Below are 24,917 nucleotides of genomic sequence, written 5' to 3' on the forward strand. Positions count from 1 at the left end.
AAGACTTACAGCCGTTTTTCCAGCAAATGTGCTCTCATCAACTCCGATGCCATCTGCGCATCCCCTTTTTTAATATGAAGCAGTATTTCCCTCTGTTTTGCCGCCGTATCAAGAAAATACTGACGATCGTTCGCAGGTAACGACTCCCTTGTTTTCTCAAAATAAGTAATGAGGACATCAGAGAAAACCTGCAGCACCCGGTTGCCACTCGCCTGTAGCAAGAGCAAATGAAAATCTCTATCGTGACGATCGGCCACCTGGGGGTTATCCGCATTCTCTTCAATAAGCCTTAGCTCATTTTCAAGTTTGGAGAGCATCGCCGGGAAAATTCTACGCGTTGCCAGAGGGATAATCGCGCATTCAATCAGGATCCTCGCCTCTGTAAATTCTGTGATATCAAACCCAGACAAATCAAACTGCATTAACAACTGGTGATTTATGTTGTGCTGTTCCAAATTCTTCAAGACGCTGCCACGACGAGGAGATCGTTCCAACATTCCCATCTGTACCAGTGTGCTAAGCGCCTGACGAACTTTATATCTTGATGTATTAAAACGAACGGCAAGCTCAGTTTCAGTTTCAATGCGACCATCAGCTTTGCGGTTAGCATCATCAAGCAGATAATTTTTAATACTTTCAAACAGTTCGTTTTTGTTATCCATAAACACTCTCGGATTAAAGTGCTGCAAAACTGATGAGTATAAATAATCTAATAAGTTAGATTGCTTAATATACTGTTATGGTAAGATTATAGCCCCTATTATTCAAATTATACCAAGCCATTTGTTAATAAAAAGGAATTAATTATGGTGTTATTCGTAACTCAGTTTGCGATAGTACTTATATGTATCGGTATAGGTGGGCGTTTTGGTGGGATTGGCCTGGGGGCTGCTGGCGGGTTAGGACTCGCTATCCTGACTTTTGGTTTTGGACTCCCTCCCGACTCACCTCCTTTCACTGTTATTTCTATTATCCTTGCGGTTATCACTTGCATCACAATCCTCCAGGCGGCTGGCGGGCTTGATTTATTCGTTACGATGGCAGAACGGATCCTCAGAAAGTGGCCGGGCGCGATCACTTTCCTCGGCCCCGCAGTCGCTTACCTTTTTACTGCTATCTGCGGAACAGGATATGTTGCCTTTTCGGTTTATCCAGTCATTGCTGAAATTGCAGCAGATGCCAGGGTACGGCCAGAGAGAGCCATGTCGATGTCAGTAATCGCTGCCAATTTTGGGCTTATTGCCAGCCCGGTCAGTGCGGTCGTTACAGGGACAATTGCTGTCCTTGCTGGATTACATGTCTCTGCTTTAGATATCTTGTTAGTCACCGTTCCCGGAACGTTCCTTGGCTGCGTTGTCGGCTGCCTGTTCGTCTTTAAAAGAGGTCATGAGCTTAAAAATGATCCGGAATTCCAACGCAGGGTTGCTGAAGGTGAGTTTGAATCAGTAAAAGCTGAAGAGCGAGCAGCCAATATAGTGACAAAAGAGGCGAAGAGAGGATTGCTGATTTTCCTTACCGGTATCATTCTGGTCGTACTTATGGGTTCAATTCCTGAATTACGTCCTGAGTGGAATAACGGTACCGGAATGGAGCGTATGAGTATCCCTACCACGCTGCAAATAGTTATGCTGACAACAGCATGTATTATTATGATGGTATGTCGAATTTCTCCGTCAAAACTCGATTCAGGTTCTGTTTTTAAAGCTGGTCTTGTGGGTGTTGTCGCCATATTTGGTCTGTCATGGATGATGAACTCCTTTTTTGAGGCATGGCACGAATTATTTAACACGGCTTTCCACGGTTTTCAGAATCCAGTCTTGTTCGGCATTATTGTTTTTGGTCTTTCAGCCGTAATTTATAGCCCCGCAGCGACTGCTGTAGCGCTACTCCCCGCTGGCGTGTTAATGGGATATCCGGCAGAAACCCTGGTCGCCCTGCTCCCGCTGACTTGTGGATCATTCATTATTCCAGGGGGGGCACAGATTGGCTGTGTGGCGTTTGATCGTACCGGGACAACTCGAATTGGCAAGTATGTGGTTAATCACAGCTACATGCTACCTGGTCTTGTCACCGTTGTAGCATCAACTCTTTTTTGCTTCCTTTTTTCCAAAATGCTGATGTAGTGAGAGAGCAATTTAATTGTGGTAAACCTTTTCTTCATGGCATCCCCCCCGAATGAATTCAGAGAGGATGCCTGTTACTCACTTCTGAATAGCGCCACTGCAATTTTCCATAGAATGTACTTTACAGAACAACCTGAGCAATGAGATAAGCAAAAATTACCTGAGAGATAACCATCACAAAGCCCGGACGAATATAGCTATGGTTGACAACAAAGCGTCCAATCTTTGTGGTACCTGTTCGATCAAATGCAACACAGCCGATTTGATTTGCTCCAGGTATAATAAAGTCACCACAGGTACAAGCAAAAATAGCGATAAGAAACGGGGCTGGAATACCTAAAGTAACACCGAGTGGCATGATGGCAGCTACCGTCGCCGCCGGGCTCATAATGACCAGCGAGAACAAGAATACAACCACACCAAATAGCATTGGTGCATCATTGACAATGCCACCAAAAACCTTAATCAGTTCTGGCTGATAGGCATCAAAAAACGTCGCCGTCATCCATGAAACACCGAGTATTGCTACCACTCCCATCAAACCTGCACGGAAGACTGAGCCGCTATTCAAGGTACTACTTGGTACTTTACTGACAATCATAATAAACAACGCGGCTGTCAACATGACCATCTGAATAACCATTGGGGTTGACAGTCTTTTTCCATCCCAGGAAGGGAGTAACTCAGTAAAAGAACCTAAAATAAGTACCAGTACCACACCAATCGCAAAGATAACGACACCTTTTTTAGCGCCAGCTGAAGCAACAAATTCTTTTTTCTGCTCAGTATGCATGAACTCATATTCGCCAGCAGCAACTCTCCTCTGGAATTCCGGATCATCCTCCAGCTCTTTTCCGCGTTTATAAACTGAAAAGCTGGTAACAATAGCTGCCATAAAGAATGATGGGAGAGCAATCGTCAGTATTTGTCCAAGGCTAATCCCGGCATATTCATGCAGAATAGCCAGCATCCCCGCGGTTGCCGCACTCATCGGACTGGCAGCAACCGCGACACTTGCCGCAATAACCGTTGCGGACAACGCTCGCTCCGGACGGACCTTTGCTTCAGCAGCAACTTCAGCGACAACCGGATACAAAGAGAAAGCAACGTAAGTAGTCCCACAGAATAGCGTAAATATGGAAGTTAATATGGGGGCAACAAAAGTAATTGCCTGTGGTTTTTTACGGAGTAATTTTTCAGCCACGCGCACAAGATAATCAAGCCCACCAGCGGCCTGTAATACGCTGACAGCGCCAATCACACAAATAATAATTAGCATTGCAGTAATAGATGGTGCGGAGGGTTTAAGTCCAAAACCCAGAACTAATATTGCAACACCAAGTCCTCCACCAGCACCCAGCCCCATTCCGCCATAACGCCCGCCTATACCAATACAGGCGAGTACAATAAATAATTGTATAAAAAATAAAGCATCCATTTTTCACCTCAAAGCGTCTCCCGGATATTGCATCCGGGAGATATTAATTACTATGCTCGGGATTAGTTTAAATATGATTTAGCAATTTCGATCTGTTTTTTAACAGCATCAGTCCCTGTGCCACCATAAGACATTCTTGATTTAATACATGCTTCGAGAGATATACTCTCATAAATATCATTTTCAATTTTATCATCAAATGTGTGGAATTCATCCAGAGTAAGCTCTTCCAACATTTTTCTATGTTTTATACAGTAATTAACAGCACTGCCAACAATATGGTGAGCTTCTCTAAAAGGAATGCCTTTACGAACCAAGTAGTCAGCCATATCGGTTGCGTTTGAAAATCCTCTTGCCGCTGCGCTACGAGTATTATCTGAAAGAATAACCATTTTTTCGAGCATCGGCGCCATAATTTTCAGACTGGTCTGTAAGGTATCCATAGAGTCATAGACCTGCTCTTTATCCTCACTCATATCAGTATTATAGGCCAGAGGGATACCTTTCATAATGGTCAACATCGCCATTAGATTTCCGTACATACGCCCCCCTTTGCCGCGCATTTTTTCAGCCACGTCGGGGTTTTTCTTCTGTGGCATGATGCTGGAACCGGTACAGAAATCATCTGAAAGCTCAATAAATTTAAAATCCTGACTTGAGAATAAAACCAGTTCTTCTGACAAACGGGTAAGATGCATAAAGCACATAGCAGCGGCGGCAGTGAATTCAACCATATGGTCACGATCGCTGACAGAATCAATACTGTTTTCAGTCGGTTTGTCAAAGCCAAGCTCTTTGGCCGTGAAATCACGATCAATGGGGAAAGTAGTACCGGCAAGGGCTGCTGAACCTAAAGGGCATTCCCCCATGCGTTGATAAAGGTCTGCAAAACGAGTCCAGTCACGGCGTAACATCCAATAATATGCCATTATCCAGTGCGACAGAAGAATAGGCTGACCGGTCTGTAAATGAGTATAGCCAGGCATGATCGCATTAATGTTATTTTCAGCCTTGCTGATAATAACTTTTTGTAGATGAACGATATCCTGCTGAATTTCACGAATAGTCGATCTCATGTGCATTTTCGAATCGACAGTCGTCTGGTCATTACGACTGCGGCCAGTATGTAGCTTCCCGCCTACAGGACCAATTATTTCTGTCATACGTCTTTCTATCGCCATATGAATATCTTCATCAACGGTATCAAAAACGAATTTCCCGTCCTCAATCTCTTTATTAACTTGCCTTAACCCGCCAATAATCGCATTCGCTTCATCCTGCGTGATAATCCCCTGACGGCCCAGCATAGTGGCGTGAGCAATACTCCCCTGAATATCAAAAGGGCAGAGACGTTGTTCCAGCATAATTGTCGCATTATAAGATTCGACCAGTTTATTTGTAGGCATATCAAAACGCCCACCCCATAATTTTGTAGACATAAAACCTCCAATGACCCTTTGTTGCAAAATGGTTAAATATGAATTCCGTTATTTTTCGGTCATTTTCAGATTACAAGACAGTCATTTTAATTGTCAACAAATGAAGTCATTAAATCAATTTATAGCGAAATTAATTACACTTATTATTTATTTTATTTTCATAAATTGCATTAAAAAACCTGATCTTCATCACATTTAAATTGTGATTTAATTCAGATATATTCAGAATTTTTAAAGTAATAAATTGGTATTAATAGTTTATTAATTCTAAATAATTCCATTTAATACCGTTGTCATAACCGAGAAACTGGCAGGTAAATAATAATGAACGTGGGAGGTGATTTTTCAGGATGAGCGTCAACGCGAGTGCATCATCAGCATGGCGGACGTTGGGTGATTCGGGGGAGAGCTATATTGTGCCAGATGGCGGCATCAGCGCCATCTGGCATAAAAAAATTACAGGGCCAGCAAACGATCCAGCGATGGCGCGAAATAATAGCCGCCGGTCACCGGTTTAGTGAAGCGCAGCATCGCATCGCGCTTGCCGTCAGTGTCGCCAAACATGCTCAGCAGTTGCTGCTCGATGTTGTGCAAACGGGCGCAATAGGCACAGAAATAGAGGCCGTGCGTACCGCTGGCGGTGCCGTATGGCAGGCTCTGGCGCACAATTTTCAGTCCTTTACCGTCTTCTTTGAGATCGACGCGGCTCAGGTGAGAAGTAACCGGACGGTCATCACCGTCGATCTCTTCGTTGGCTTCCTTGGTACGCCCAATCATCATTTCCTGGTCATGAATGCTCATGCGGTTAAGCTGCTTCAGGTTATGTTCCCAACGCTGCACAAACACATAGCTGCCACCAGCATCCACGCCATCTTTAATAACCGCGACTTCACGGCGCGTTTCAACGCCTGCCGGGTTTTCCGTACCGTCAACAAAGCCGCTGAGATCGCGCTCTTCAACCCAACGGAAACCGTGGATCTCTTCTTTGACTTCAATACTGTCGCCAAAGGCTTCCATTGCCGCCTGTGCAACGGAGAAATTCACGTCATGACGCAAAGAGAGAATATGAATCAGCACATCATACTGGGTGGCTGGGGCAAGACCTTTACCGTAAGGGATAAAGTCTTTTAACTCTTCTGCGCCAACGCCGCCGCTCAGTGTACGCCAGGTGTTGTTGCCAAAAGCAACAACCGCGCCCAGATGCGCATCCGGGAACTTCGCTTCAAAGGTCGCCAGCTTATCGGCGAAGGTTTTGCTGGCCCCACGCAGGGCCTCAACGTCGCCTTTAACATTGGCTTCAATCCAAATCGCCGCACGGCAATGTTCTGGCAAAATGCCACTCTGAACCTGAGACATTGTTCCTCCTGAAAAAAAAGATGCCACGACATCGTGGCATTGATGGGCGCTATTCTACCTGTTTTTTTAACAAGCCGATTTGTTCAGACGCAAATTAACGCCGCCAGATAATTTTGCTTACTTTCCATGCTTTCAACGTATCGTCAGACGGCATTAAGCCCTCAGGCCCGCTCCACTCACCGGAAAAGACGTAGCTAATATGTTGACTTCCTTCTGCTTTACATTCAACACCCGCGCTGTCATCGCCAGTCGCCTTCTGACAATTACCAAAGGCTTTAGTGTAAAGGTCGCTAAACGGTGTACCGATTTCGACACCCGCAGAAGAGGGAATATCGCTGTCGACTACATCAATACGGCTAATCGTTCCCTGATTGCCATTGATGACCATCGCCAGCTTGTCTTCTTTCATCGCTTCATAAAAGCGCACCACATTACCGTTATCGGTCTTCATCCCGCTACGCAGGCGGTAATCACCGTCCAGCGCATCAGCAATGGTTTTTTCATCCAGCGGGGTTGCGCCAGTTAACGCTCCGACGCCCTGCTCAGTGACCTGCGTTGAAGAACCAAACCAGTTCCACGGATTGGCGGCAGACCAGTTCACCGATGACAACGTTGAACACCCGGTCAATAGCAGCGGCATCGCGCATAAAGTCAAACGCAGTGATTTCATTTCACTTCCTTCCTTATTTATCAACGTTGCTTGGAGTCCGGTTTCGCCAAAAAGTGCCGTTATTCTTTCTCGAGGGAAAAACAGGCGCGCAGACGTTGATTAGTTAACAGCCAGATCAGCGCAACGACATCCGCCACCAGCAGCGCCAGCCCGACACCGTTGACCGGATCGCCTGCCAGCCACATCACCGGCTGCCAGCACAGCAGCACCAGTTGAGCGAGGATCAGTAACCCGCGCAGCCAGCGCCATACCACCGGAAACGCAAAGCGTCGCCCGCTGAGTAAAAATGCCAATACCGCAGGAACGCCGGGAAGCAAACCCAGCCAGAAAGCGTCGTGATCGGGATAAAACAGATTCAGCAGCGTGTTGCCCTGCTCACGGGAAGAACCGGCAATCACAAACAGAACCCAGGTGCGCGCCTGCAGCAGCAGCACGCACCAGAAGAGAAAAGGCAGGCGCAGACGCCCATGAGCGTCATAGTCGGCCGGATGAAACTCAGTACTCTTCATCTTCGATCAAACGCTTGCCCAGATTGAGTACATCCGCATGTTCATAGCCCAGACGTTCATACATACCCTGTACGACGTCATTATCGTCACGCACCATGATTTGAATCTTCGGACAACCGCGGGCAATGAGCTTTTTCTCCAGCCGGTTGAGCAGCGCATTGGCAATGCCGCGACCGCGAAACTCAGGATGTACGCCCAGGTAATAGGCCGAGCCGCGATGCCCGTCATATCCTCCCATCACCGTACCGACCACCTCGCCATTCACTTCAGCGACCAGGAACAAGCTGACGTCATGATTGACTTTACGCTCAATGTCCATTTCAGGGTCGTTCCATGGACGCAGCAAATCACAGCGCTCCCAGAGGGTGATCACCTCTTCGAAATCTTCCTGGCGAAAAACGCGTATTTCCATGGTATTGGTTACCTTTTCAGGACGTTAAAAAGCGATTATGGCGCGAACGGCTGATTTAGCCAATATCTGACGCGAAGCGGCGGAAAAAATGGCATAATACGGAATTGTCACGTATTGAAATGAAAAGTAAAACAATTCTTATCCCGATCCGTCGCAACGGACAACGCGATACGATATAACGTTTAGAACCTTTTTTTACAACTCAGGCCGTATGAGCACTTTTAAACCACTAAAAACACTCACATCGCGCCGCCAGGTGTTGAAAGCCGGGCTGGCCGCCCTAACGCTGTCAGGCATGTCGCAAGCCATCGCTAAAGAAGAAGCGCTTAAGACCAGCAATGGACACAGCAAACCGAAAGCGAAAAAAGCCGGCGCTAAGCGCGTTGTTGTCCTTGATCCGGGTCACGGAGGGATTGATACCGGCGCAATTGGTCGCAATGGGTCGAAGGAAAAGCACGTGGTACTGGCGATTGCCAAAAACGTGCGCTCGATTCTACGCAACCAGGGGATTGATGCGCGCCTGACGCGTTCCGGCGATACATTTATTCCGCTTTACGATCGCGTCGAGATCGCTCATAAGCATGGCGCTGACCTGTTCATGTCGATCCACGCCGACGGTTTTACCAATCCGAGCGCTGCAGGTGCATCGGTCTTTGCGTTGTCCAATCGCGGTGCCAGTAGCGCCATGGCGAAGTATCTGTCCGATCGTGAAAACCGGGCCGATGAAGTGGCCGGGAAGAAGACCACCGATAAAGACCATTTGCTGCAGCAGGTGCTGTTCGATCTGGTACAAACGGATACCATTAAAAACAGCCTGACGTTAGGCTCGCATATTCTCAAGAAGATCAAGCCGGTACACCGTCTTCACAGCCGCAGCACGGAACAAGCCGCCTTCGTGGTGCTAAAATCACCATCAATTCCGTCGGTACTGGTCGAAACCTCGTTCATTACCAACCCGGAAGAAGAACGTCTGCTGGGCACGGCGGCATTTCGCCAGAAAATCGCCACCGCTATCGCCAATGGCATCATCAGCTATTTCCACTGGTTTGATAACCAGAAAGCACACTCGAAGAAACGTTAACCATGAAGCCCGATGCACAGCGCGTAAAACAGTTCCTGCTCAGCCTGCAAGATGATATTTGCCAGCAGTTATCCGCCGTAGACGGCGCCGAGTTTGTTGAGGATAACTGGCAGCGTGAAGCAGGCGGCGGCGGGCGCAGCCGGGTGCTGCGTAACGGCGGTATTTTCGAGCAAGCGGGCGTCAACTTCTCCCACGTTCACGGCGAGGCAATGCCGGCCTCGGCTACCGCACATCGCCCCGAGCTTGCGGGACGCAGCTTTGAGGCCATGGGCGTCTCGCTGGTGGTACATCCGCAGAATCCCTACATTCCGACCAGTCACGCCAACGTGCGATTTTTTATCGCGGAAAAACCGGGCACTGACCCGGTCTGGTGGTTTGGCGGCGGCTTTGACTTAACGCCCTACTACGGCTTTGATGAGGATGCGGTTCACTGGCACCGCACGGCGCGAGATCTGTGCCAGCCGTTCGGCGAAGACGTTTATCCCCGTTACAAGAAGTGGTGCGATGACTACTTCTTCCTCAAGCATCGCAACGAACAGCGCGGCATTGGCGGGCTGTTTTTCGATGATTTGAATACGCCGGATTTCGACCACGGCTTCGCCTTTATGCAGGCGGTAGGTCAAGGCTATACCGAAGCGTATCTGCCCATCGTTGAGCGCCGCAAAGCAATGAGCTGGGGCGAACGTGAACGCAATTTTCAGCTTTACCGTCGCGGACGCTATGTGGAATTTAACCTGGTGTGGGATCGCGGCACGTTATTCGGTCTGCAGACCGGCGGCCGTACGGAATCGATTCTGATGTCGATGCCGCCGCTGGTGCGCTGGGAGTATGACTGGCAGCCGGAAGCGAACAGCCCGGAAGCCGCCCTTAGCGAGTTTATTCAGGTTCGCGACTGGGTGTAACCCCAGACAATACCAGCCCCCTGGCCGGATAAAACGCATTTGCGTCGCATCCGGCACATTCATCGCATCATGCCCACTGGCGCATGCGCTGATGCAGCGTCAATGAAGGTTTTTCCGCAAACAGCTGCTGGTAGTCGGTGGCAAATTGCCCTAAATGCCAGAATCCCCACTGCATCGCGGCGTCTTTCACCGTCGTACTCTGCGACCACGGGCTTATCAGCTCGCGACGTACGGCGTTCAGGCGAATGCGTTTTAACCAGGCATTCGGACCGATACCAAGGATCGCATGAAAGGCGTTTTGCAACGTCCGACGGCTGACGTGCAGTTGATTACACAGATCGAGCACGGTCAGCGGTTCTGACATATTTTCCAGCACATATTCGCGCGCACGCGACAGCAGGCGACGATAGCTCTGATGGCTGATGCTCTCAGCCGTGATAATCGGCTGCGCTTCTTCCAGCATAGTGCCCATCGCCAGCAGCAGGTTATCGCCCAGCACTTTGCGTACCGCAGGTTGATGGAGGTTTTCCGGATTTTCGCTAAACGTCGCCAGCGCCTGCTGCACAAAGCCCCATAACGCGGCTTTGTGTTGTTCTTTCACTTCCAGCGCCGACTGGTTGCGCAGCATATGCAGCACTCTTTCCGGGTTATGCAGGAAGTTGGCCTGACGGGCAATCGCCTCTTCCGAAATGACGACGCCCAGAATGGTGTAATCATCCGGCGTACTCAGTTCAAACTCTGTCCCGCCAGGGCGGGTGGCAATTTCAGCGTTCCCCAGACACTGGGTGCCAATAAATCCCTGTTCGCCGCGCGTGGCCGGAATACCAAACCAGAAAGAGTTCGGCCAGACAAGACACGACTGACGCAACGCCAGTCCGGTGTATTCACGGAACACCTGAATATCATCGAGCAGGATTTCCGTGAACTCGCCATGAAATTTTCCCGGATGTAACTGGTCGTAGATCTGCTGCCATGCGGTAATCGTCAGCGCATGCTCATACACATCCGTTGTTCGCCGCTGGTGAACGTTGTCCACCTCCACTTTCGGCGTAAGTTTAACGTCTTCGGGTAATGCTTCATGATAAAGATGGTGCAGGTTTGCAGTACGGTTCTTTTTCATGATCTTTTAAGCCGGAAGCTTCAACGAAGCCCCCGGCCCTCCGACAGGTTAATTTTTTAAGCGATAGCGACTACTGCGTTTACGCAACGCTCCGTCAGAAAAGAGCTGTTCCAGCGCCTTTCTGGCTTCATCAAGTGACCAGCCAAAGTGGGCAGCCACTTCCCCTGCCGTCATTCCTTGACGGACCGATGCCAACAGCGTCAGAAGTTGATCAGAGGATTCAGGCGTCAACGGGGCGTCCTGCGTCTTCTGCGTTTTTACATCTGTTTTCACTTCTGGCTTCTGTTCTGGTTTCTTCGGCTGGCGCTTAAAACCGCCGATCAGCCACTGGGTATCATCGTCCGGTCGGCCGATTTCCTTACGGCTGATAACACGGCCTGTACGCGCAGCAGCGGCGCTGCCGGCATCCAGCGCTGCGCGGCACGCCGCCAGATCGCCTTCCACCACCAGCGTCAACCGGCCAGGATCGAGCACTTCGTGGCTAAGCAGGCGCACGTTCGCGGCTTTCAGCATGGCATCCGCCGCATCCACGGCAGCGACCATGCCATCCACTTCCAGTAATCCCAGTGCATTGATCATCACAACCTCTCTTACGCGCGCTGGATTGGGTTACGGGCAATATCCAGAACGGCATCGGCAAAGGCGTTACATGCAGCTTTACAAGCGGCCTGGCTACCGGTCATAAACGCAGCCGAATAGTTGGTTTCTGACGGCGGCGGAACGTAAGTCACCAGTTGTACATCGGCCGATTTCAGCGCAGCATCAATACCAAATGTCGCTTCCAGCGGCGGCGCCACCAGATACGCCATCGGATCGCCAAGCCGGCATCCTGCGGTCGCCGAGAGATACGAGCCGGTACGCGAAACCACATGCGCCAGGAAGGCGGTATCTTCTGCGTCATTCGCCCACTGAAACGCCGCGCCGCTTTCAATATTGGCTACCATCGCGTCCAGACCTGCGCGAACTTCTGCCGGGTTGGGTCCACCGAGCATAATCAGCACTTCACCCGAAGTTGGAGAGGGACTGTGCGCCGCGCCGGCATACAGCGAGCGGCCATAAACCACTTCCACCATTGCCTGTTTTGTCGCTTCGTCTGCGGCAATATACGCCACGTCATCAGAATCTGCTGTGATGAGTCCGAGGCTACGTATATGTGGCGGTAATTTAAGTTCACGGGCAAAACCGTCATTTACCGAGGCAATCACGCGCATTGCGGTGACTGAAGGTCTAATCAAATCTAATGCTGGCATGATGCCTCCTTAACGGGTCATATTGATGCCGGATGCTTTTTGCTCCAGCATGCGCTTGGCCAAATCCACAATGACCGCCGCCGCTTCAACCGGTGGCGTACCGCCCTGGTGAATGTTCGAGATACAGGTACGGTCAGCTTCAACGGTCGTCGCCACACGCGGCGAATAGACGGCGTAGCAAGAAAGGCTTTCCGACTGGCCCAGGCCCGGACGTTCCCCAACCAGCAGGATCACCGCTTTCGCGCCCAGCAGTTCGCCGATCTGATCTTCGATTTTCACGCGACCATAGCGAACAAAGAACGGCGTCCCGACCTTCAATCCGGCCTGTTTTAAGCCAGACAACAGCGGCGGCAGAATCTCTTCGTAGTTAGCGGTGATAGCGTCCGTAGACAGGCCATCAGAGATAATCACCTGCACATCCGGGTTCATTACACACTGTGATTTCAGCGCTTCAATGGCTTCCGCACTCAGACGGCGCCCCAGATCCGGACGCGTCAGATACAGGTTTTTGTCACTGATTTCCGAGCGCACTTCCAGCAGCCCCTGGGCTTTTACCCACTCTTCCGGCACTTCTTTCAATACCGTATCTTTCGAACGCGAGTGGTCGGCCAGGAAGCGCAGCAGCGCCTGGGTACGCGGACGTGGACCGGCTCGACCGGTACATACACGCGCCGCAGTGCTGCGACGCAGTTCAGTCAACACCTCTGCGCGGTGCGGATTCTCAACGCCAATCCACGCTTTAGCCTCGGCTGAGCCTAAATCCATCGCACAGCTTTCACCGGTCGGCGCGGCGCACTGGGTGGTGCTGCATTGCGCTTGTACTGCCGGCGCTTGCGCCTGCGGCTGCGACTCACCCATTGACGCCATCACGCTGCGTACAATTTCTTCAATCTGTTTTTGATCCATCGTGTGTCATCCCCGCGTCATCAGAAGAACAGTGACGGATCGCCCGCCCGTTTGGTCAGGCGACCGTTTGCCATAATGCCCATGGTTTCCAGCCAGCGTTCAAACTCCGGCGACGGACGCAGGTTCAGCAGCTGGCGCACGGTCGCGGTGTCGTGGAAGGCGGTGGTCTGATAGTTGAGCATGATGTCGTCACCGAGCGGCATGCCCATGATGTAGTTGCAGCCAGCGGTGGCGAGCAGAATCATCAGGTTTTCGTTGAGGTTCTGGTCAGCATCAGCATGGTTGGTATAGCAGCAGTCGCAGCCCATTGAGATGCCGCTCAGCTTGCCCATAAAGTGATCTTCCAGACCCGCGCGAATAATCTGACGGTCGTTATAGAGATACTCCGGCCCGATAAAGCCGACAACGGTGTTCACCAGGAACGGATCGTAGTGACGCGCCAGACCGTAGTTACGTGCTTCCATCGTCACCTGATCGGCACCGAAGTTAGCGCCAGCAGAGAGCGCAGACCCTTGTCCGGTTTCGAAGTACAGGCAGTTTTCCCCGGCGATACGGTTAAACTCAGCGCCCACTGCACGCGCTTCATCCAGCATGGCCAGCTCAACGCCAAACTCTTTTAAGCCTTTCTCGCTGCCGCAGATACTCTGGAAAATCAGCCCACCCGGCGCGCCGCGACGAATGGCTTCGATCTGGGTAGTAACGTGCGCCAGGACGCAGCCCTGGGTCGGGATATTGAATTTGTCGATGACGCCGTACACGGTATCAAGTACGCGGCTTAAGTTTTCCACGTCATCTGTTACCGGGTTAACGCCAATCACCGCATCGCCCGCCCCGAAGGACAGCCCTTCGTAGATTTGTGCCGCAATACTCTGCACGTCATCACGGGTGTCGTTCGGCTGTAAACGACAGCTGAAGGTGCCCGGCAGACCAATGGTGGTGTTGGCCTTTTTGATCACCGGCATTTTCTTACCGCCGTAGATCAGGTCCGCGTTAGAGCAGATTTTTGCAACCGCTGCGACCACTTCCGACGTTAATCCTTTGCGCGTAAACGCAATGTCATCAACGGAGGTTTCATCGCTCAGCACGTACTCGCGCAACTCGCTGATACTCCAGTTTTTGATGCGGTTATAGGCCGTTTCGTTGACGTCGTCCTGAATCAGACGCGTCACGCAGTCCTCTTCATAGGAAATCACCGGGTTGTTGCGGATATCCGCTACCGTCATTTCCGACAGCACCTGTTTGGCCGCCACTCGCTCTTGCGAACTGGTTGCAGCTACCCCTGCCAGCACATCCCCCGAACGCAGTTCGTTGGCTTTTGCCAGCACCTCTTTAACATCCTTAAACTGATAAACATTGCCGAACAATGTGGTCTTTAGTTTCATAAGTCGTTCCCTCAGGAAGGAAATGCGAGTGATTTCACCGTCACCGGCACAACCGATCCGCCAAAAAGAGGCGTACCAATGTCGATATAGTCCCCCGCCCGGACAACCACCTCATCGATGACTGCCAGCGGGTGTTGCTGTAACTGTGGGCGTAACAGCATGCCCAGGGCTTTACCAAAATCCTGCTCGGCTACCACCAGCAGGGGATGCGGATTCGGATGGTGCGCGACAAAGGCCAGTAGCGCATCAATAACCGTTAACAGCGCGGCGTAGCGCACCGGCAGCGAACCGGGTAGCGCCAGCACGTAAGCGTCTGTTTGCGGGTCCAGATCGAGCTGCATCAGCGCTTGTTGCCAGGCGGCCACCAAATCAGCCTCATCAACCGGAATCGCCACCGGCAGATTGCGCAGCGGAAGCGCCACACCTTCCAGCCAGATGGTGCTGCCCGAAAGCGACAGCGTATGCGCACCAGCGCCAATCACCGTGGCGCGCACGGTTTGCGCCGGGAACTGCACGTTCATCTCACGCAGACGCGGATGTTCATGCAGCGCCGTCGCTAACAGCGGCCCAATATCGGAAAAACAGAATGGATCGGCAGGCTGGTTGCGGTAGCACTCGCCCACCCCGCCGGACAACGTAATCACTTCCGGCTTCACACCCGTCGGCAACAGACCGGTTTGCATCAGCGCCTGCGCCAGCGGTGACAGCGTGCCGTCAATCACCTCAACGATCAGCGCCGCCATCCGTCGGGCCACCTGAACAAGCTGCGCCGCATTGAGGGTCCGGGCGTCGGTGCCTGGACCAAATACTTCATCAACAATCATCTGTCCTGGCTGATGCGCATGCACCACCCGCCCCTGACCGTCCGTTTCCAGCAGCCGTCCGCCGACGTTCAGGCAGGCCGAACCGCTGACTTTTCCGGCATCGAACAGGACGTAGTTCGACGTCCCGCCACCGATGTCGATATTCAGTACGCGGCACAACTTCTGCTCTGACAGGGTTTGAGCCCCTGCGCCGTGACCGGCAATCACTGATTCCAGATGCGGACCGGCGCTGGCAACCACGAAGTCCCCCAGCGACTGAGAGAGCGTCATCACCGCTGGTCGCGCGTTGCGGGTTTTGGCACTTTCTCCGGTGATGATGATCGCGCCGGAATCGACGGTCTCAGGCGCAATTCCCGCCGCCTGATACTGGGCGAGGATCAGCGCCTTAAGTTCGGCCTCTTTCAACCCGCCCTGCTTATCAACGGGGGTAAAGAACACCGGGCTTTGCCAGCTAATTTCGCGTTTGATGAATTCGTAACGCGGCACCTGCGACACTGCCGCACGGTTGACCAGCTCAAGGCGCGAGAAGATGACCTGAGTGGTGGTGGTGCCGATATCGATACCGACGCTGAGTAGCTGGCGAGTATTCACGATTGCGCCTCCGGGTTGGTTTCTGCTGGTGCCGGAACATCTTCGTCTTTCGGTACCAACAGCATAGCCACACCAATCGCCGTCACGCCGCCAATCAGCTTGCCGACAATCATTGGGAAGATCATCGCGTTCATGTTGGCCGCGGCGAAACCTAAGTGGTCACCCAGTGCGAAGGCTGCGGAGACCGCAAAAGCGCAGTTGATCACTTTGCCGCGGGTATCCATATTCTTCATCATGCCGAACATTGGGATGTTGTTCGCCAGCGTCGCCACCATGCCCGCAGCCGCGATATTATTGATTTTTAAAAGGTTACCAACGCTCATCAGTGGCTTTTCAAACCAGCGGGTCAGCAGCAGTACCATTGGGTACGCACCCAGCAGCACGCAGGAGATAGAACCGATAACTTCGATGGCGCGCATCACTTCACCCGGCTTGTCACCCGGTGCCATGAAGATAGGATCAAGACCCGGAATCAGTTCCCAGCCGAGCAGGAATTTGATTACCGCTGCCGCCAGACCGATGGTGATCAGCGCCACCAGGAATTTCGCGAAGATCTGGAAGCCGTTGATCATTTTTTCCGGGATGAATTTCAGTCCCAGCGCCACCAGCACGGCAACGATCAGCACCGGGATCATGTTCATCAGGATCAGCGCGAAGGTGAACTCCACCGGCTGCCCGTTGATTTCGACACCGGAGTACATCGCGATCAAACCACCCGCAATACAGCCAATCGGAATGGTGACGATCCCAGCCAGCACGCCCAGCGCCAGATAACGACGGTCGGACGGCTCAATAATCCCCAGCGCAACCGGAATAGAGAAGACCAGCGTCGGCCCCATCATCGCCCCGAGGATCAGGCCGGAGTACAGCCACGCCGCAACGTCGCCGCCCGCCAGTTCCTTCGCCAGGAAGAAGCCGCCCATATCGCACGCCAGCAGCGTTCCGGCAAACATCGACGGGTTCGCGCCCAACATTTCGTACAGTGGAATAATCACCGGCCCGAGCACATGCGCCAGTACCGGTGCCAGCGCGGTCATACCGACCATCGCCAGACCCAGCGCGCCCATCGCCATAAAACCTTCTTCAAACTGGCCGCCCGATCCCTCAATACTCTTCCCGAACTTACCGAGGAAGCGTGCCGAACCGCCGAACTGCGACAGGATCCTGTCCACGGCGGCAATCAGCATAAAGAACATCATGATGTACATGATGATTTCGTTAATTCCCATAACCTTCACTCCCTGTCATATGTGTATTTATTGTGCCGCCGCATACAACGCGATAATGTCGGCCTGCGTGGCGGTGCGTGGGTTACTGCGAATACAAATATCTTCCAGCGCGGCGTGAGCCCATGCGCTGTAATGCTCGGGCTTCGCCCCAACGTCAGAGAGTCGTTTGGTCTGGCCCACTTCGCTAATCAACTCGCTGACGGCGTTGATGGCATCGCGATCGTCCGACTTCTTGTTGGTTAGCGCCCGTCCGATATGGCTGAAACGCTCACGACACACCATGCGGTTGAAACCCATTACTGTGGGCAGCAACATGGCGTTAGCCTGTCCATGTGGGATGTGCAGCGTCGCACCCGGCTGGTGCGCCATCGCGTGACACAGGCCCAGCCCCGCGCTGGAAAACGCCATCCCGGCCATACAGGAAGCCAGTAGCATGCTTTCTCGCGCCGCCAGATCCTGACCATAGCCAACGGCCTTCGGCAGCGATTTACCTATCATCGCAATCGCGCCAATCGCCAGACTGTCGGTAAACGGCGTCGCGTTCAGAGCGCTATACGCTTCAACGGCGTGCGTCAGCGCATCTATCCCGGTCATCGCCGTTACGTGTGCGGGCACACCTTCCGTCAGCGCGGCGTCAAGAATCGCCACATCCGGCATCAGGGTTGCGTGGGCCAGCACTTTTTTAAGCCCGGTCGCAGCGTCGATAATCACCGTGACATTAGTGGTTTCTGAACCCGTTCCGGCGGTAGTCGGTACGGCAATCAGCGGCAGACGCGGGCGTAACGCGCTGCTCTCATCCATGTCTGCCAGCGTCTGGGTGGGATTGGTCACCAGCAACGCCACGGCTTTTGCGGCATCCAATACGGAACCGCCACCAAAGGCCACTACGCCATCGCACTTCGATTCACGCAGTTGCGCGACCGCCGCGCAGACGTCCGTAATGCACGGTTCGCCCACCGGACATGGCCACAGCGTCATCGCCACACCTTTCATCGCCAGGCTGCGTTCCAGTGCGGCGGTCATCCCCGCCTGGTGCAGGAAACTGTCGACCATAACGAACATATGCGTCAGGCCGCGCGTTTGTGCTTCCTGTCCGCAGGTACTTAGCGCTCCCAGTCCACACAACGTAACCGGTGGAACGCTAAACGTTTTTACGCGTTGCAGATTCAGGGTATCGAATGCCTGAAAGAGCGCGGTCTGCAATTCAGCTTGCATAGATTCCTTCCGCTTTTTCTTTTCCGCTATTTGCAATCGCCAGCGGGGTCATAAACAGGCTGTGCTGGGGTAAATGCACCTGCAGTTCCGGGAAACGCTTACGAAACAGTTCATCAACGCCCGGCTGCATACAGGAACCACCGGCCAGCCATAAATCTGCCACGCCCTGTCCGGCAATATGGTGAGCCACAATTTCCGCCATTTTTTCGTAGACCGGCTTAACCACCGGCCAAATTTCTTTACCGTTGCTGCGTTTGTACTGCTCCGCCTCTTCCAACTGGATGCGACGGTTCCCGGCAAGCGTCAGAGAAATGTGGTGCCCGCCGGTCGCTTCATCGGCGGAGTAAGTCACCTTGCCTCGCTTCACAATCGCAATCCCGGTGGTACCGCCACCGATATCCACCACGCCAGCGTTATCAAGCTGCAACAGGTCTGCCACCGCGGTCGGTTCGTCGAGCACATGACTGACTTCAAGCCCGGCAGATTCCAGCACGTTGATCGAGATCCGTGGGTCAGTTCCCGGTGGAAACGAGGTTGCCGCGTGGGTAAAGCGGCAACCCAACTGTTGTTCGAGCGTATCGAGATGGCGACGAACGATGGTCACCGCACCGAAGAAATCCCAGACGATGCCATCGCGCACGACGTCGGCCCAGTCCAGGCAAACCGCAACCGGCTGTCCGTCACTGTCGACAACCATCGACACCACATCACACGTCCCCAAATCCACGCCCAGCCACAGCGGTGAATCGCTCTTTACGGGCGTCTGGTTACATAGCGTTGCCGCTTTTAGCAATCTGGGTGTCAGCCAACGTTGTTCGTCGTGCGCCATGTCGTTCACTCCTTATACAATTCTGAAGGCGTCCACCAACACACAGCGACGCAGACGCACAAACGTGCGTGCGCTGGTCACCCCTTCCCCGGTTGGCGTGGTAATGGTCATCGTGGTCCAGCCTTCGCCGCCGAGTCCAAGACCGGCAATGCACGGTCCGTTCTTAACGAAAATGCTGGTATCAATGGCGTTTGCCATGCGGTTCATGTTGTCGATATTGCGTGAGTGCATCGCCGCCGTATGGTGACAGCCGCCTTCAAGCTTGACCGCCAGTTCAATGGCCTCATCGACGTTGGCGACCCGCACGACCGGCAGAACCGGCATCATCAGTTCGGTTACGGCAAACGGGTGAGTCGCAGAGGTTTCGACGAACAACAGCCGGGTTTGCTCCGGTACGTTCAGACCAATCGCCGCAGCGATTTTTCCTGCGTCGCGGCCTACCCAGTCACGACTGACCGTGCCTTTACCGCGTTCATCGACATTTTTCAGCAGCACCGGTTGCAGCTGTTCGGCCTGAGCCGTGGTCAGCTTGACTGCATGCTGGCTTTCCATCAGACGCATCAGCTCATCAGCGACGCTATCGACCACGATCAGCACTTTTTCGTCAGCGCAGATAATGTTGTTGTCAAACGAAGCGCCTTTGACGATCGACTGCGCTGCGCGTGCCAGATCAGCCGTTTCATCAACCACCACCGGCGGATTTCCCGCACCGGCGGCAATCAGACGTTTGTTGGTGTGCTTACGCGCGGCATCCACTACGGCTTCACCGCCGGTCACCACCAGCAGGCCGATGCCTGGGTACTTAAACAGACGCTGGGCGGTTTCGATATCCGGATTGGCCACGGTAACCAGCAGGTTTGCCGGTCCGCCTGCAGCAACTACCGCTTGGTTAAGCAAAGTGATAGCGCGCTGAGACACGCCCTTGGCAGCCGGATGCGGTGCGAAGACCACGCTGTTGCCAGCCGCAATCAGGCTGATGGCGTTGTTAATAACGGTCGCAGCCGGGTTGGTGGACGGTGTCACCGAGGCCACCACGCCCCACGGCGCGTTTTCAATCAGCGTCAGGCCGTTATCACCGGTCAGAACCTGTGGAGACAGGCATTCCACGCCCGGCGTGGCGCGTGCCTGCGCCACGTTTTTGGCAAATTTATCTTCAACGCGTCCCATGCCGGTTTCTGTGACGGCAAGTTCCGCTAATTCTCGGGCATGTTTTTCGCCCGCCTCACGTAGAGCCGTGATAGCCAGTTGGCGCATGGCAACGCTTTTCAGCCCTTGCTGGGCCAGTTTTGCTGCCGCCACTGCGTCATCCAGGGAGGCAAAAACGCCCATTTCTTGAACGGCACTGACGGGTTGGCTGCTGTCTTTCATTTTCAGCAGTACCGCTTTCACGACCTGTTCAATATCCTGTTGATTCATGATTTTCTGCCTTATTTATGGAAGATCACCTGACCACCTGCCACCACTTCATCAACAATGCCAATCACGCACAGATCGACAGGTGATGATTCGTTACGGTGCGCCTGACGGGCTGAGCTTCCGCTGACCAGCAGCACCCACTCTCCGGTTCCCGCCCCAATGCTGTCGATAGCAACAGCACATTGCCCGTCGGGATTTCCGCAGGCATCAATCATTTCCACCATCAGCAACTTGTCGTGCGCGAGCCCCTGATGGCGTACGGTACAAACAATTTGTCCTGTGACGATTGCCAGTTTCATACGCGCCTCCGTGGCATATTTCAGGTAAAACCTCCCCCTACCCTCCGCAGAAGGTAATGTGAAAAGGAGAGAGGGTGACGCCAGCAATGAAGTCTGTGGCGTCACATGGACGACTTACATGTCGTTGCTGTCGCCTTTAAAGCTGATCGGGAACACTTCTTCCAGATCGCCATGCGGACGCGGGATCACGTGTACGGAAACCAGCTCACCAATACGCTGTGCAGCAGCAGCACCAGCATCCGTTGCGGCTTTACATGCCGCCACGTCGCCACGGACCATTGCAGTAACCAGACCGCCGCCGATCTGCTTCACGCCGACCAGTTTCACGCGTGCCGCTTTAACCATTGCGTCAGAAGCCTCAATCAGTGCAACCAGGCCCCGGGTTTCAATCATTCCTAATGCTTCCATTGTGTTTTCCTCTCATTAAGGGGTCCAGAACGGGACCTAAACAACCAGTGTGTGTGAGGCGTTTTCACGACTCATGTCAGTCTGACGCGGCACTGCTGCCACCAACGCCAGTTCGATAATTTCCTGTACGCTACAGCCGCGAGAGAGGTCATGAAGCGGTGCGGCAAGCCCTTGGATCAACGGACCTACGGCACGATAACCTCCCAGACGCTGGGCGATTTTGTAGCCAATATTGCCTGCCTCCAGCGATGGGAAGACCATCACATTGGCATTGCCCTTTAACGGACTGGCGGGCGCTTTTTGCGCGGCGACATCCGGAACAAAGGCGGCATCAAATTGCAGTTCCCCATCCACGGTAAGCTGCGGGGCACGCTCACGAACGATCTCCGTAGCCTGCTGCACGTTAGCGACGTTGGGATGACGAGCGCTGCCTTGACTTGAAAACGACAGCATGGCCACGCGCGGTTCTTCACCGGTGATCGCCTGCCATGTCTGCGCGCTGGCAATCGCAATATCCGCCAGTTGTGCGGCTGTGGGCTGCGGCACGACGCTGCAATCGGCAAACCCTAATGCCGGCCCGAGGTACTGCGGCAGCATCAGGAAAATTGACGACAGCGTTTTACAGCCTGGCTGTAACCCAATAATGCGTAACCCAGCGCGCAGCACGTTTGCTGTCGACGACAAATTGCCCGCAATACAGACGTCAGCTTTACCCGCGCTAACCATGGCGGCGGCGAACATCAGCGGATCGTTGAGTTTTTCCAGCGCATCTGCAGGCGTTTTATCTCCCGCGCGGGCCAGCCAGCGCAGCGCAAACTCTTCACGCATGGACTGGTTGCTTTGCGGGTCGATAACCTGAATGCCATCCATCGCTACCCGATGGCTGAGGGCAAACTGGCGCAGCGCAAACGGACTGGCGACGAGAACAGGATGTGCCAGACCGTGCTGATGCAGGTAATTTGCCGCTTTCAACACCCGAACATCCAGCGCATCCGGGAACACCACCCGTGCAGGTGAGCGCTGGGCGAGTTGACGAGCACGTTCAATGATCATTGCTTCTCCCCCAGTCGCTGTTGAATTTGGCTAACCGTCAGTGGATGCTTCGCTACGCTCAGAATCATCATCACGTAGACCGTACTGGAAAGGCGATTGAGCGCCTGCATGATGTCCGGTCGCATCACGTCAAAACTACGGGTGATGAATACCTGGGCCGCCACCGTCTCCGTTTCACGGACTTTGGTACGCAGCAGATTAAGCAACGCGCAATCACGGCCATGACTGGCTTCAGGCACCAGATGGTCGTGGTCCAGATAGCGCAGCGGCTGATGCGAAAGCCGGTGTAAATCTTCGTCGCTTAAACCGACAATAGCTTGTGCTGCCAGCGGCTCGTCGATAGCGTCGGCGCGCATAATGTTGCCCAGACGCGAACGGATATCCGCCAGCCACGGCTGCCACGGTTCCGCCAGCTCTATCTGCAACCACACGGCCAGGGCGATGGTGCTGTCCAGCGCGGCGCGAAATCCCAGGCGCGGGTCACTTTTAGCGACCATCTTGTCCGCTGTCAGATGCGTCAGCGTGTCTGCTTTCTTCACCACCGGTTGATGACACAGTTCGCAACTGGCCTGTGGATGCGTATCGCTGCTGGTTAAACCATGCACCGGCTGCGGCTGCTGTTCTTCGTCATCAATAAACAGGCTGCCCTGCTCGTCGATAAACTTAATGCGCAGATGTCGGCTTTCCAGTAATTCCCGGGCAGATGGCGTCAGGCGAGCATCAGCGGGGAGATGAATTTCAGCCCCTTCGCTGAGCGTATGATTCGCTCTGAGCCATGCTTCGGTAATGAAATCCTTCATACATCCGCCTTAGCAGGACTGCCAGTTCGCAGGCCAGGCCACATACAGAAATTTCACCGTCGATGGCGTACCAAATTCGATGCTGGAGCCTTTCGGGATAAACATCACGTCCCCGGCTTTAGCAATCATGGTTTCGCCTTCGTGGCGAACGTGCAGCTCGCCTTCCAGAATCATGTCGATTTCGTCGTAGTTCAGCGTCCATGGGAAAAAAGCGTTATCCCACTGCATGAACCCGGCGGCCATGCTGCTACCGTCCTGGTCGGTCACCAGATCGGTTAAACCCACGCAGTGCGGCTGTGCGCCGTCAAAACGACCAAACTTCACGCTGCTGCCGTCGATGACTTTGACGCCGCCTTTGCCGGTCACCGAGTTAAAGCTCGGCTGCATTCCGCCCTGCTCCAGCGACTGTTTCTCCTTCATGACTTTGTCCATCAGTTGGGCGACCAGGCTTTCGGTAAACTGCCCTTCCGGTAACTGCGCAATGATGGTTTCGCGAATGCGCTGGCTTTCCGTTTTGCCATCATCCACCGCAACCGGTGCGACAGTAGCAGCGGTTGGCGCGGATTCATCGCATTCACTGATGGTGACGCCCAGCAGCTCCGCAACTTCGCGCGCCTCCGGGGTGATGATGCTGGCGCGCAGAACAACCGACATTTCCTGTTCGCCGCGTGCGTGGGCCGCACGAATATCGTTAGCTGTGATGAGTTTTTTCACCTGCCCTTTCCTCCTTTTGGCTGAGCTCAGTCAGATAATCCACCAGGTGCTGCACGCTGCGCGGGTCATGGCTGTTGAGTTCGAAAATCGGCTCCTGGAACCCTATCCCGCGAAGTAGTTGTCGCGTTGCGGCGACGTCGGCATCCGGCATGTCCGTTTTGCTGATAACGGCGATTTGTCGTTTACTGACGCCGATATCCAACAGCCCGGCAGGTAAGCGACTTTCTTTATCATTTGCCGCGTGTATATAAATCAACGTATCAACATCCTGCAGCGTGGTAATTAAGGCGTGATACCAGCGCGGATGGCTAAAATATTCTCCTGGCGTGTCGATATCGCCATTTTCATTAAACTCCACGGCCTGTGTTTTTCTGGCGAGGGAATAATTTCCCTGTAGCGCATTAAAGAGCGTTGTTTTCCCCGCCCCCACCGTACCGACAAACGCAATACGTTTCATCGCCGCCTCTGATTAACTTTTTGTCAGGTTGCACAAAGTGAAATTTAATAACCGACCCAGACCGCTTACCGTCTGTAATAACGCTTCTTCTACCGCGCCTACCGAGCCGTAGATGACCAGCGCACCGCTGAATCGATCGAGAAAGCCGATATGTACATCTGCCGCCTTCATAGCTAAGTCACCGGCAATCATCGCGGTTTCGCCTGGCGTCAGCGTCATGATGCCGATAGCGCCCGCTTCGGGAACGCCGATCTTTTTCGCCAGTTCCTCACCAGGGTGCGCAATGAGATGCGCCAGCGTAACCTGTTTCCCCGGCACAAATTCCTGAATAATGCGTTCTTTTTCCATTGCTCACCGCCTCCGCTAAAACTGCCCTCATCGTGGCAATTTTTTGTCAGAGTAAATAACAAAATTCGGCAACCATGTTTAAAAGGTGAAGTGGATCACTAAGAAAGGGGAAATAAAAAGGCGCGGGAGAAACCCGCGCCGGAAAT

General features: G+C 53.3%; 27 protein-coding genes. 3 read left to right on the forward strand and 24 right to left on the reverse strand.

The genetic code is table 11. The features are described 5' to 3' along the window. Positions 1-5: 5 nt before the first annotated feature. Positions 6-662, reverse strand: coding sequence for a FadR/GntR family transcriptional regulator (locus tag OGV65_RS23175; protein ID WP_047499839.1), 657 nt, complete (start codon positions 660-662; stop codon positions 6-8). Between the two features lie 144 nt (positions 663-806). Between OGV65_RS23175 and OGV65_RS23180 the strand changes: the two genes are divergently transcribed. Next, positions 807-2,123 carry an anaerobic C4-dicarboxylate transporter family protein gene (locus OGV65_RS23180; protein WP_049282274.1) on the forward strand — a complete coding sequence of 439 codons (1,317 nt, stop codon included), beginning with the start codon at positions 807-809 and terminating at the stop codon, positions 2,121-2,123. A gap of 121 nt (positions 2,124-2,244) precedes the next feature. Here OGV65_RS23180 and OGV65_RS23185 read toward each other — a convergent pair whose 3' ends face one another. From OGV65_RS23185 to OGV65_RS23210, 6 genes are all read right to left on the reverse strand, one after another. Further along, positions 2,245-3,561 carry an anaerobic C4-dicarboxylate transporter family protein gene (locus OGV65_RS23185; protein WP_016153937.1) on the reverse strand — a complete coding sequence of 439 codons (1,317 nt, stop codon included), beginning with the start codon at positions 3,559-3,561 and terminating at the stop codon, positions 2,245-2,247. A gap of 62 nt (positions 3,562-3,623) precedes the next feature. Further along, on the reverse strand, positions 3,624-5,000 hold the full coding sequence (gene argH, locus OGV65_RS23190; RefSeq protein WP_286455491.1) for an argininosuccinate lyase: 1,377 nt from the start codon (positions 4,998-5,000) through the stop codon (positions 3,624-3,626). A 456-nt stretch (positions 5,001-5,456) separates the two neighbouring features. Further along, positions 5,457-6,356, reverse strand: a complete 900-nt coding sequence (gene yfeX, locus OGV65_RS23195; protein WP_049041039.1) for a porphyrinogen peroxidase — start codon at positions 6,354-6,356, stop codon at positions 5,457-5,459. 94 nt (positions 6,357-6,450) lie between these two features. Continuing rightward, on the reverse strand, positions 6,451-7,026 hold the full coding sequence (locus OGV65_RS23200; protein WP_286455492.1) for an RpoE-regulated lipoprotein: 576 nt from the start codon (positions 7,024-7,026) through the stop codon (positions 6,451-6,453). Between the two features lie 59 nt (positions 7,027-7,085). Continuing rightward, positions 7,086-7,535, reverse strand: a complete 450-nt coding sequence (locus OGV65_RS23205) for a DUF2919 domain-containing protein (RefSeq protein WP_016157098.1) — start codon at positions 7,533-7,535, stop codon at positions 7,086-7,088. Beyond that, a complete protein-coding gene (locus OGV65_RS23210) occupies positions 7,522-7,947 on the reverse strand; it encodes a GNAT family acetyltransferase (RefSeq protein ID WP_003038048.1) in 426 nt (141 codons plus the stop codon). The genes OGV65_RS23205 and OGV65_RS23210 overlap by 14 nt, the downstream gene beginning before the upstream one ends. Before the next feature lie 211 nt (positions 7,948-8,158). Between OGV65_RS23210 and amiA the strand changes: the two genes are divergently transcribed. Together amiA and hemF are read left to right on the forward strand one after the other, a co-directional pair. Continuing rightward, the gene (gene amiA / locus OGV65_RS23215) at positions 8,159-9,028 is read left to right on the forward strand and encodes an N-acetylmuramoyl-L-alanine amidase AmiA (RefSeq protein WP_016153942.1); all 870 of its coding nucleotides are present in this window, start codon (positions 8,159-8,161) and stop codon (positions 9,026-9,028) included. A 2-nt stretch (positions 9,029-9,030) separates the two neighbouring features. After that, positions 9,031-9,930 (forward strand): oxygen-dependent coproporphyrinogen oxidase, encoded by a 900-nt coding sequence (gene hemF / locus OGV65_RS23220; RefSeq protein ID WP_019077353.1) that lies wholly within the window; start codon positions 9,031-9,033, stop codon positions 9,928-9,930. 67 nt (positions 9,931-9,997) lie between these two features. Here the strand turns inward: hemF and eutR are convergent, their stop codons facing one another. The 17 genes from eutR to eutS all read right to left on the reverse strand — a co-directional run bounded on the left by eutR (position 9,998) and on the right by eutS (position 24,771). Then, positions 9,998-11,050 (reverse strand): HTH-type transcriptional regulator EutR, encoded by a 1,053-nt coding sequence (gene eutR / locus OGV65_RS23225; RefSeq protein WP_019077354.1) that lies wholly within the window; start codon positions 11,048-11,050, stop codon positions 9,998-10,000. 48 nt (positions 11,051-11,098) lie between these two features. Beyond that, positions 11,099-11,629: an ethanolamine utilization microcompartment protein EutK gene (gene eutK / locus OGV65_RS23230; protein WP_016157100.1), complete on the reverse strand. Its 531-nt coding sequence runs from the start codon at positions 11,627-11,629 to the stop codon at positions 11,099-11,101. 11 nt (positions 11,630-11,640) lie between these two features. Beyond that, positions 11,641-12,300, reverse strand: coding sequence for an ethanolamine utilization microcompartment protein EutL (eutL, locus tag OGV65_RS23235; RefSeq protein WP_016153946.1), 660 nt, complete (start codon positions 12,298-12,300; stop codon positions 11,641-11,643). A gap of 9 nt (positions 12,301-12,309) precedes the next feature. Then, entirely contained in the window at positions 12,310-13,206 is an 897-nt protein-coding gene (eutC, locus tag OGV65_RS23240) for an ethanolamine ammonia-lyase subunit EutC (protein ID WP_016153947.1), read from the reverse strand. A 20-nt stretch (positions 13,207-13,226) separates the two neighbouring features. Further along, on the reverse strand, positions 13,227-14,588 hold the full coding sequence (gene eutB / locus OGV65_RS23245; protein ID WP_003038029.1) for an ethanolamine ammonia-lyase subunit alpha: 1,362 nt from the start codon (positions 14,586-14,588) through the stop codon (positions 13,227-13,229). An 11-nt stretch (positions 14,589-14,599) separates the two neighbouring features. Continuing rightward, positions 14,600-16,003, reverse strand: coding sequence for an ethanolamine ammonia-lyase reactivating factor EutA (gene eutA, locus OGV65_RS23250; RefSeq protein WP_286455493.1), 1,404 nt, complete (start codon positions 16,001-16,003; stop codon positions 14,600-14,602). Continuing rightward, positions 16,000-17,232, reverse strand: a complete 1,233-nt coding sequence (gene eutH / locus OGV65_RS23255) for an ethanolamine utilization protein EutH (protein ID WP_016153950.1) — start codon at positions 17,230-17,232, stop codon at positions 16,000-16,002. The genes eutA and eutH overlap by 4 nt, the downstream gene beginning before the upstream one ends. Before the next feature lie 27 nt (positions 17,233-17,259). After that, complete coding sequence (eutG, locus tag OGV65_RS23260) at positions 17,260-18,447, reverse strand: ethanolamine utilization ethanol dehydrogenase EutG (protein ID WP_016153951.1); 1,188 nt, start codon at positions 18,445-18,447, stop codon at positions 17,260-17,262. Next, positions 18,437-19,276: an ethanolamine utilization protein EutJ gene (gene eutJ, locus OGV65_RS23265; protein ID WP_016153952.1), complete on the reverse strand. Its 840-nt coding sequence runs from the start codon at positions 19,274-19,276 to the stop codon at positions 18,437-18,439. The genes eutG and eutJ overlap by 11 nt, the downstream gene beginning before the upstream one ends. A gap of 12 nt (positions 19,277-19,288) precedes the next feature. Continuing rightward, a complete protein-coding gene (locus tag OGV65_RS23270; protein WP_016153953.1) occupies positions 19,289-20,692 on the reverse strand; it encodes an aldehyde dehydrogenase family protein in 1,404 nt (467 codons plus the stop codon). Positions 20,693-20,703: 11 nt separating this feature from the next. Then, on the reverse strand, positions 20,704-20,991 hold the full coding sequence (gene eutN, locus OGV65_RS23275; protein WP_016153954.1) for an ethanolamine utilization microcompartment protein EutN: 288 nt from the start codon (positions 20,989-20,991) through the stop codon (positions 20,704-20,706). Positions 20,992-21,105: 114 nt separating this feature from the next. Beyond that, on the reverse strand, positions 21,106-21,399 hold the full coding sequence (eutM, locus tag OGV65_RS23280) for an ethanolamine utilization microcompartment protein EutM (RefSeq protein ID WP_003835054.1): 294 nt from the start codon (positions 21,397-21,399) through the stop codon (positions 21,106-21,108). A 36-nt stretch (positions 21,400-21,435) separates the two neighbouring features. After that, on the reverse strand, positions 21,436-22,452 hold the full coding sequence (gene pta / locus OGV65_RS23285) for a phosphate acetyltransferase (protein ID WP_016153955.1): 1,017 nt from the start codon (positions 22,450-22,452) through the stop codon (positions 21,436-21,438). Beyond that, positions 22,449-23,252: an ethanolamine utilization cob(I)yrinic acid a,c-diamide adenosyltransferase EutT gene (gene eutT, locus OGV65_RS23290; protein WP_049282277.1), complete on the reverse strand. Its 804-nt coding sequence runs from the start codon at positions 23,250-23,252 to the stop codon at positions 22,449-22,451. The genes pta and eutT overlap by 4 nt, the downstream gene beginning before the upstream one ends. A gap of 9 nt (positions 23,253-23,261) precedes the next feature. Further along, positions 23,262-23,966, reverse strand: coding sequence for an ethanolamine utilization acetate kinase EutQ (eutQ, locus tag OGV65_RS23295; RefSeq protein ID WP_200108045.1), 705 nt, complete (start codon positions 23,964-23,966; stop codon positions 23,262-23,264). After that, entirely contained in the window at positions 23,944-24,423 is a 480-nt protein-coding gene (gene eutP / locus OGV65_RS23300; protein ID WP_181630103.1) for an ethanolamine utilization acetate kinase EutP, read from the reverse strand. The genes eutQ and eutP overlap by 23 nt, the downstream gene beginning before the upstream one ends. Positions 24,424-24,435: 12 nt before the next feature. Next, positions 24,436-24,771: an ethanolamine utilization microcompartment protein EutS gene (gene eutS / locus OGV65_RS23305; protein ID WP_003037995.1), complete on the reverse strand. Its 336-nt coding sequence runs from the start codon at positions 24,769-24,771 to the stop codon at positions 24,436-24,438. Positions 24,772-24,917 lie beyond the last annotated feature (146 nt).

The sequence above is a fragment of the Citrobacter sp. Cb004 genome, from assembly GCF_030337065.1.
Taxonomy (GTDB): domain Bacteria; phylum Pseudomonadota; class Gammaproteobacteria; order Enterobacterales; family Enterobacteriaceae; genus Citrobacter; species Citrobacter braakii.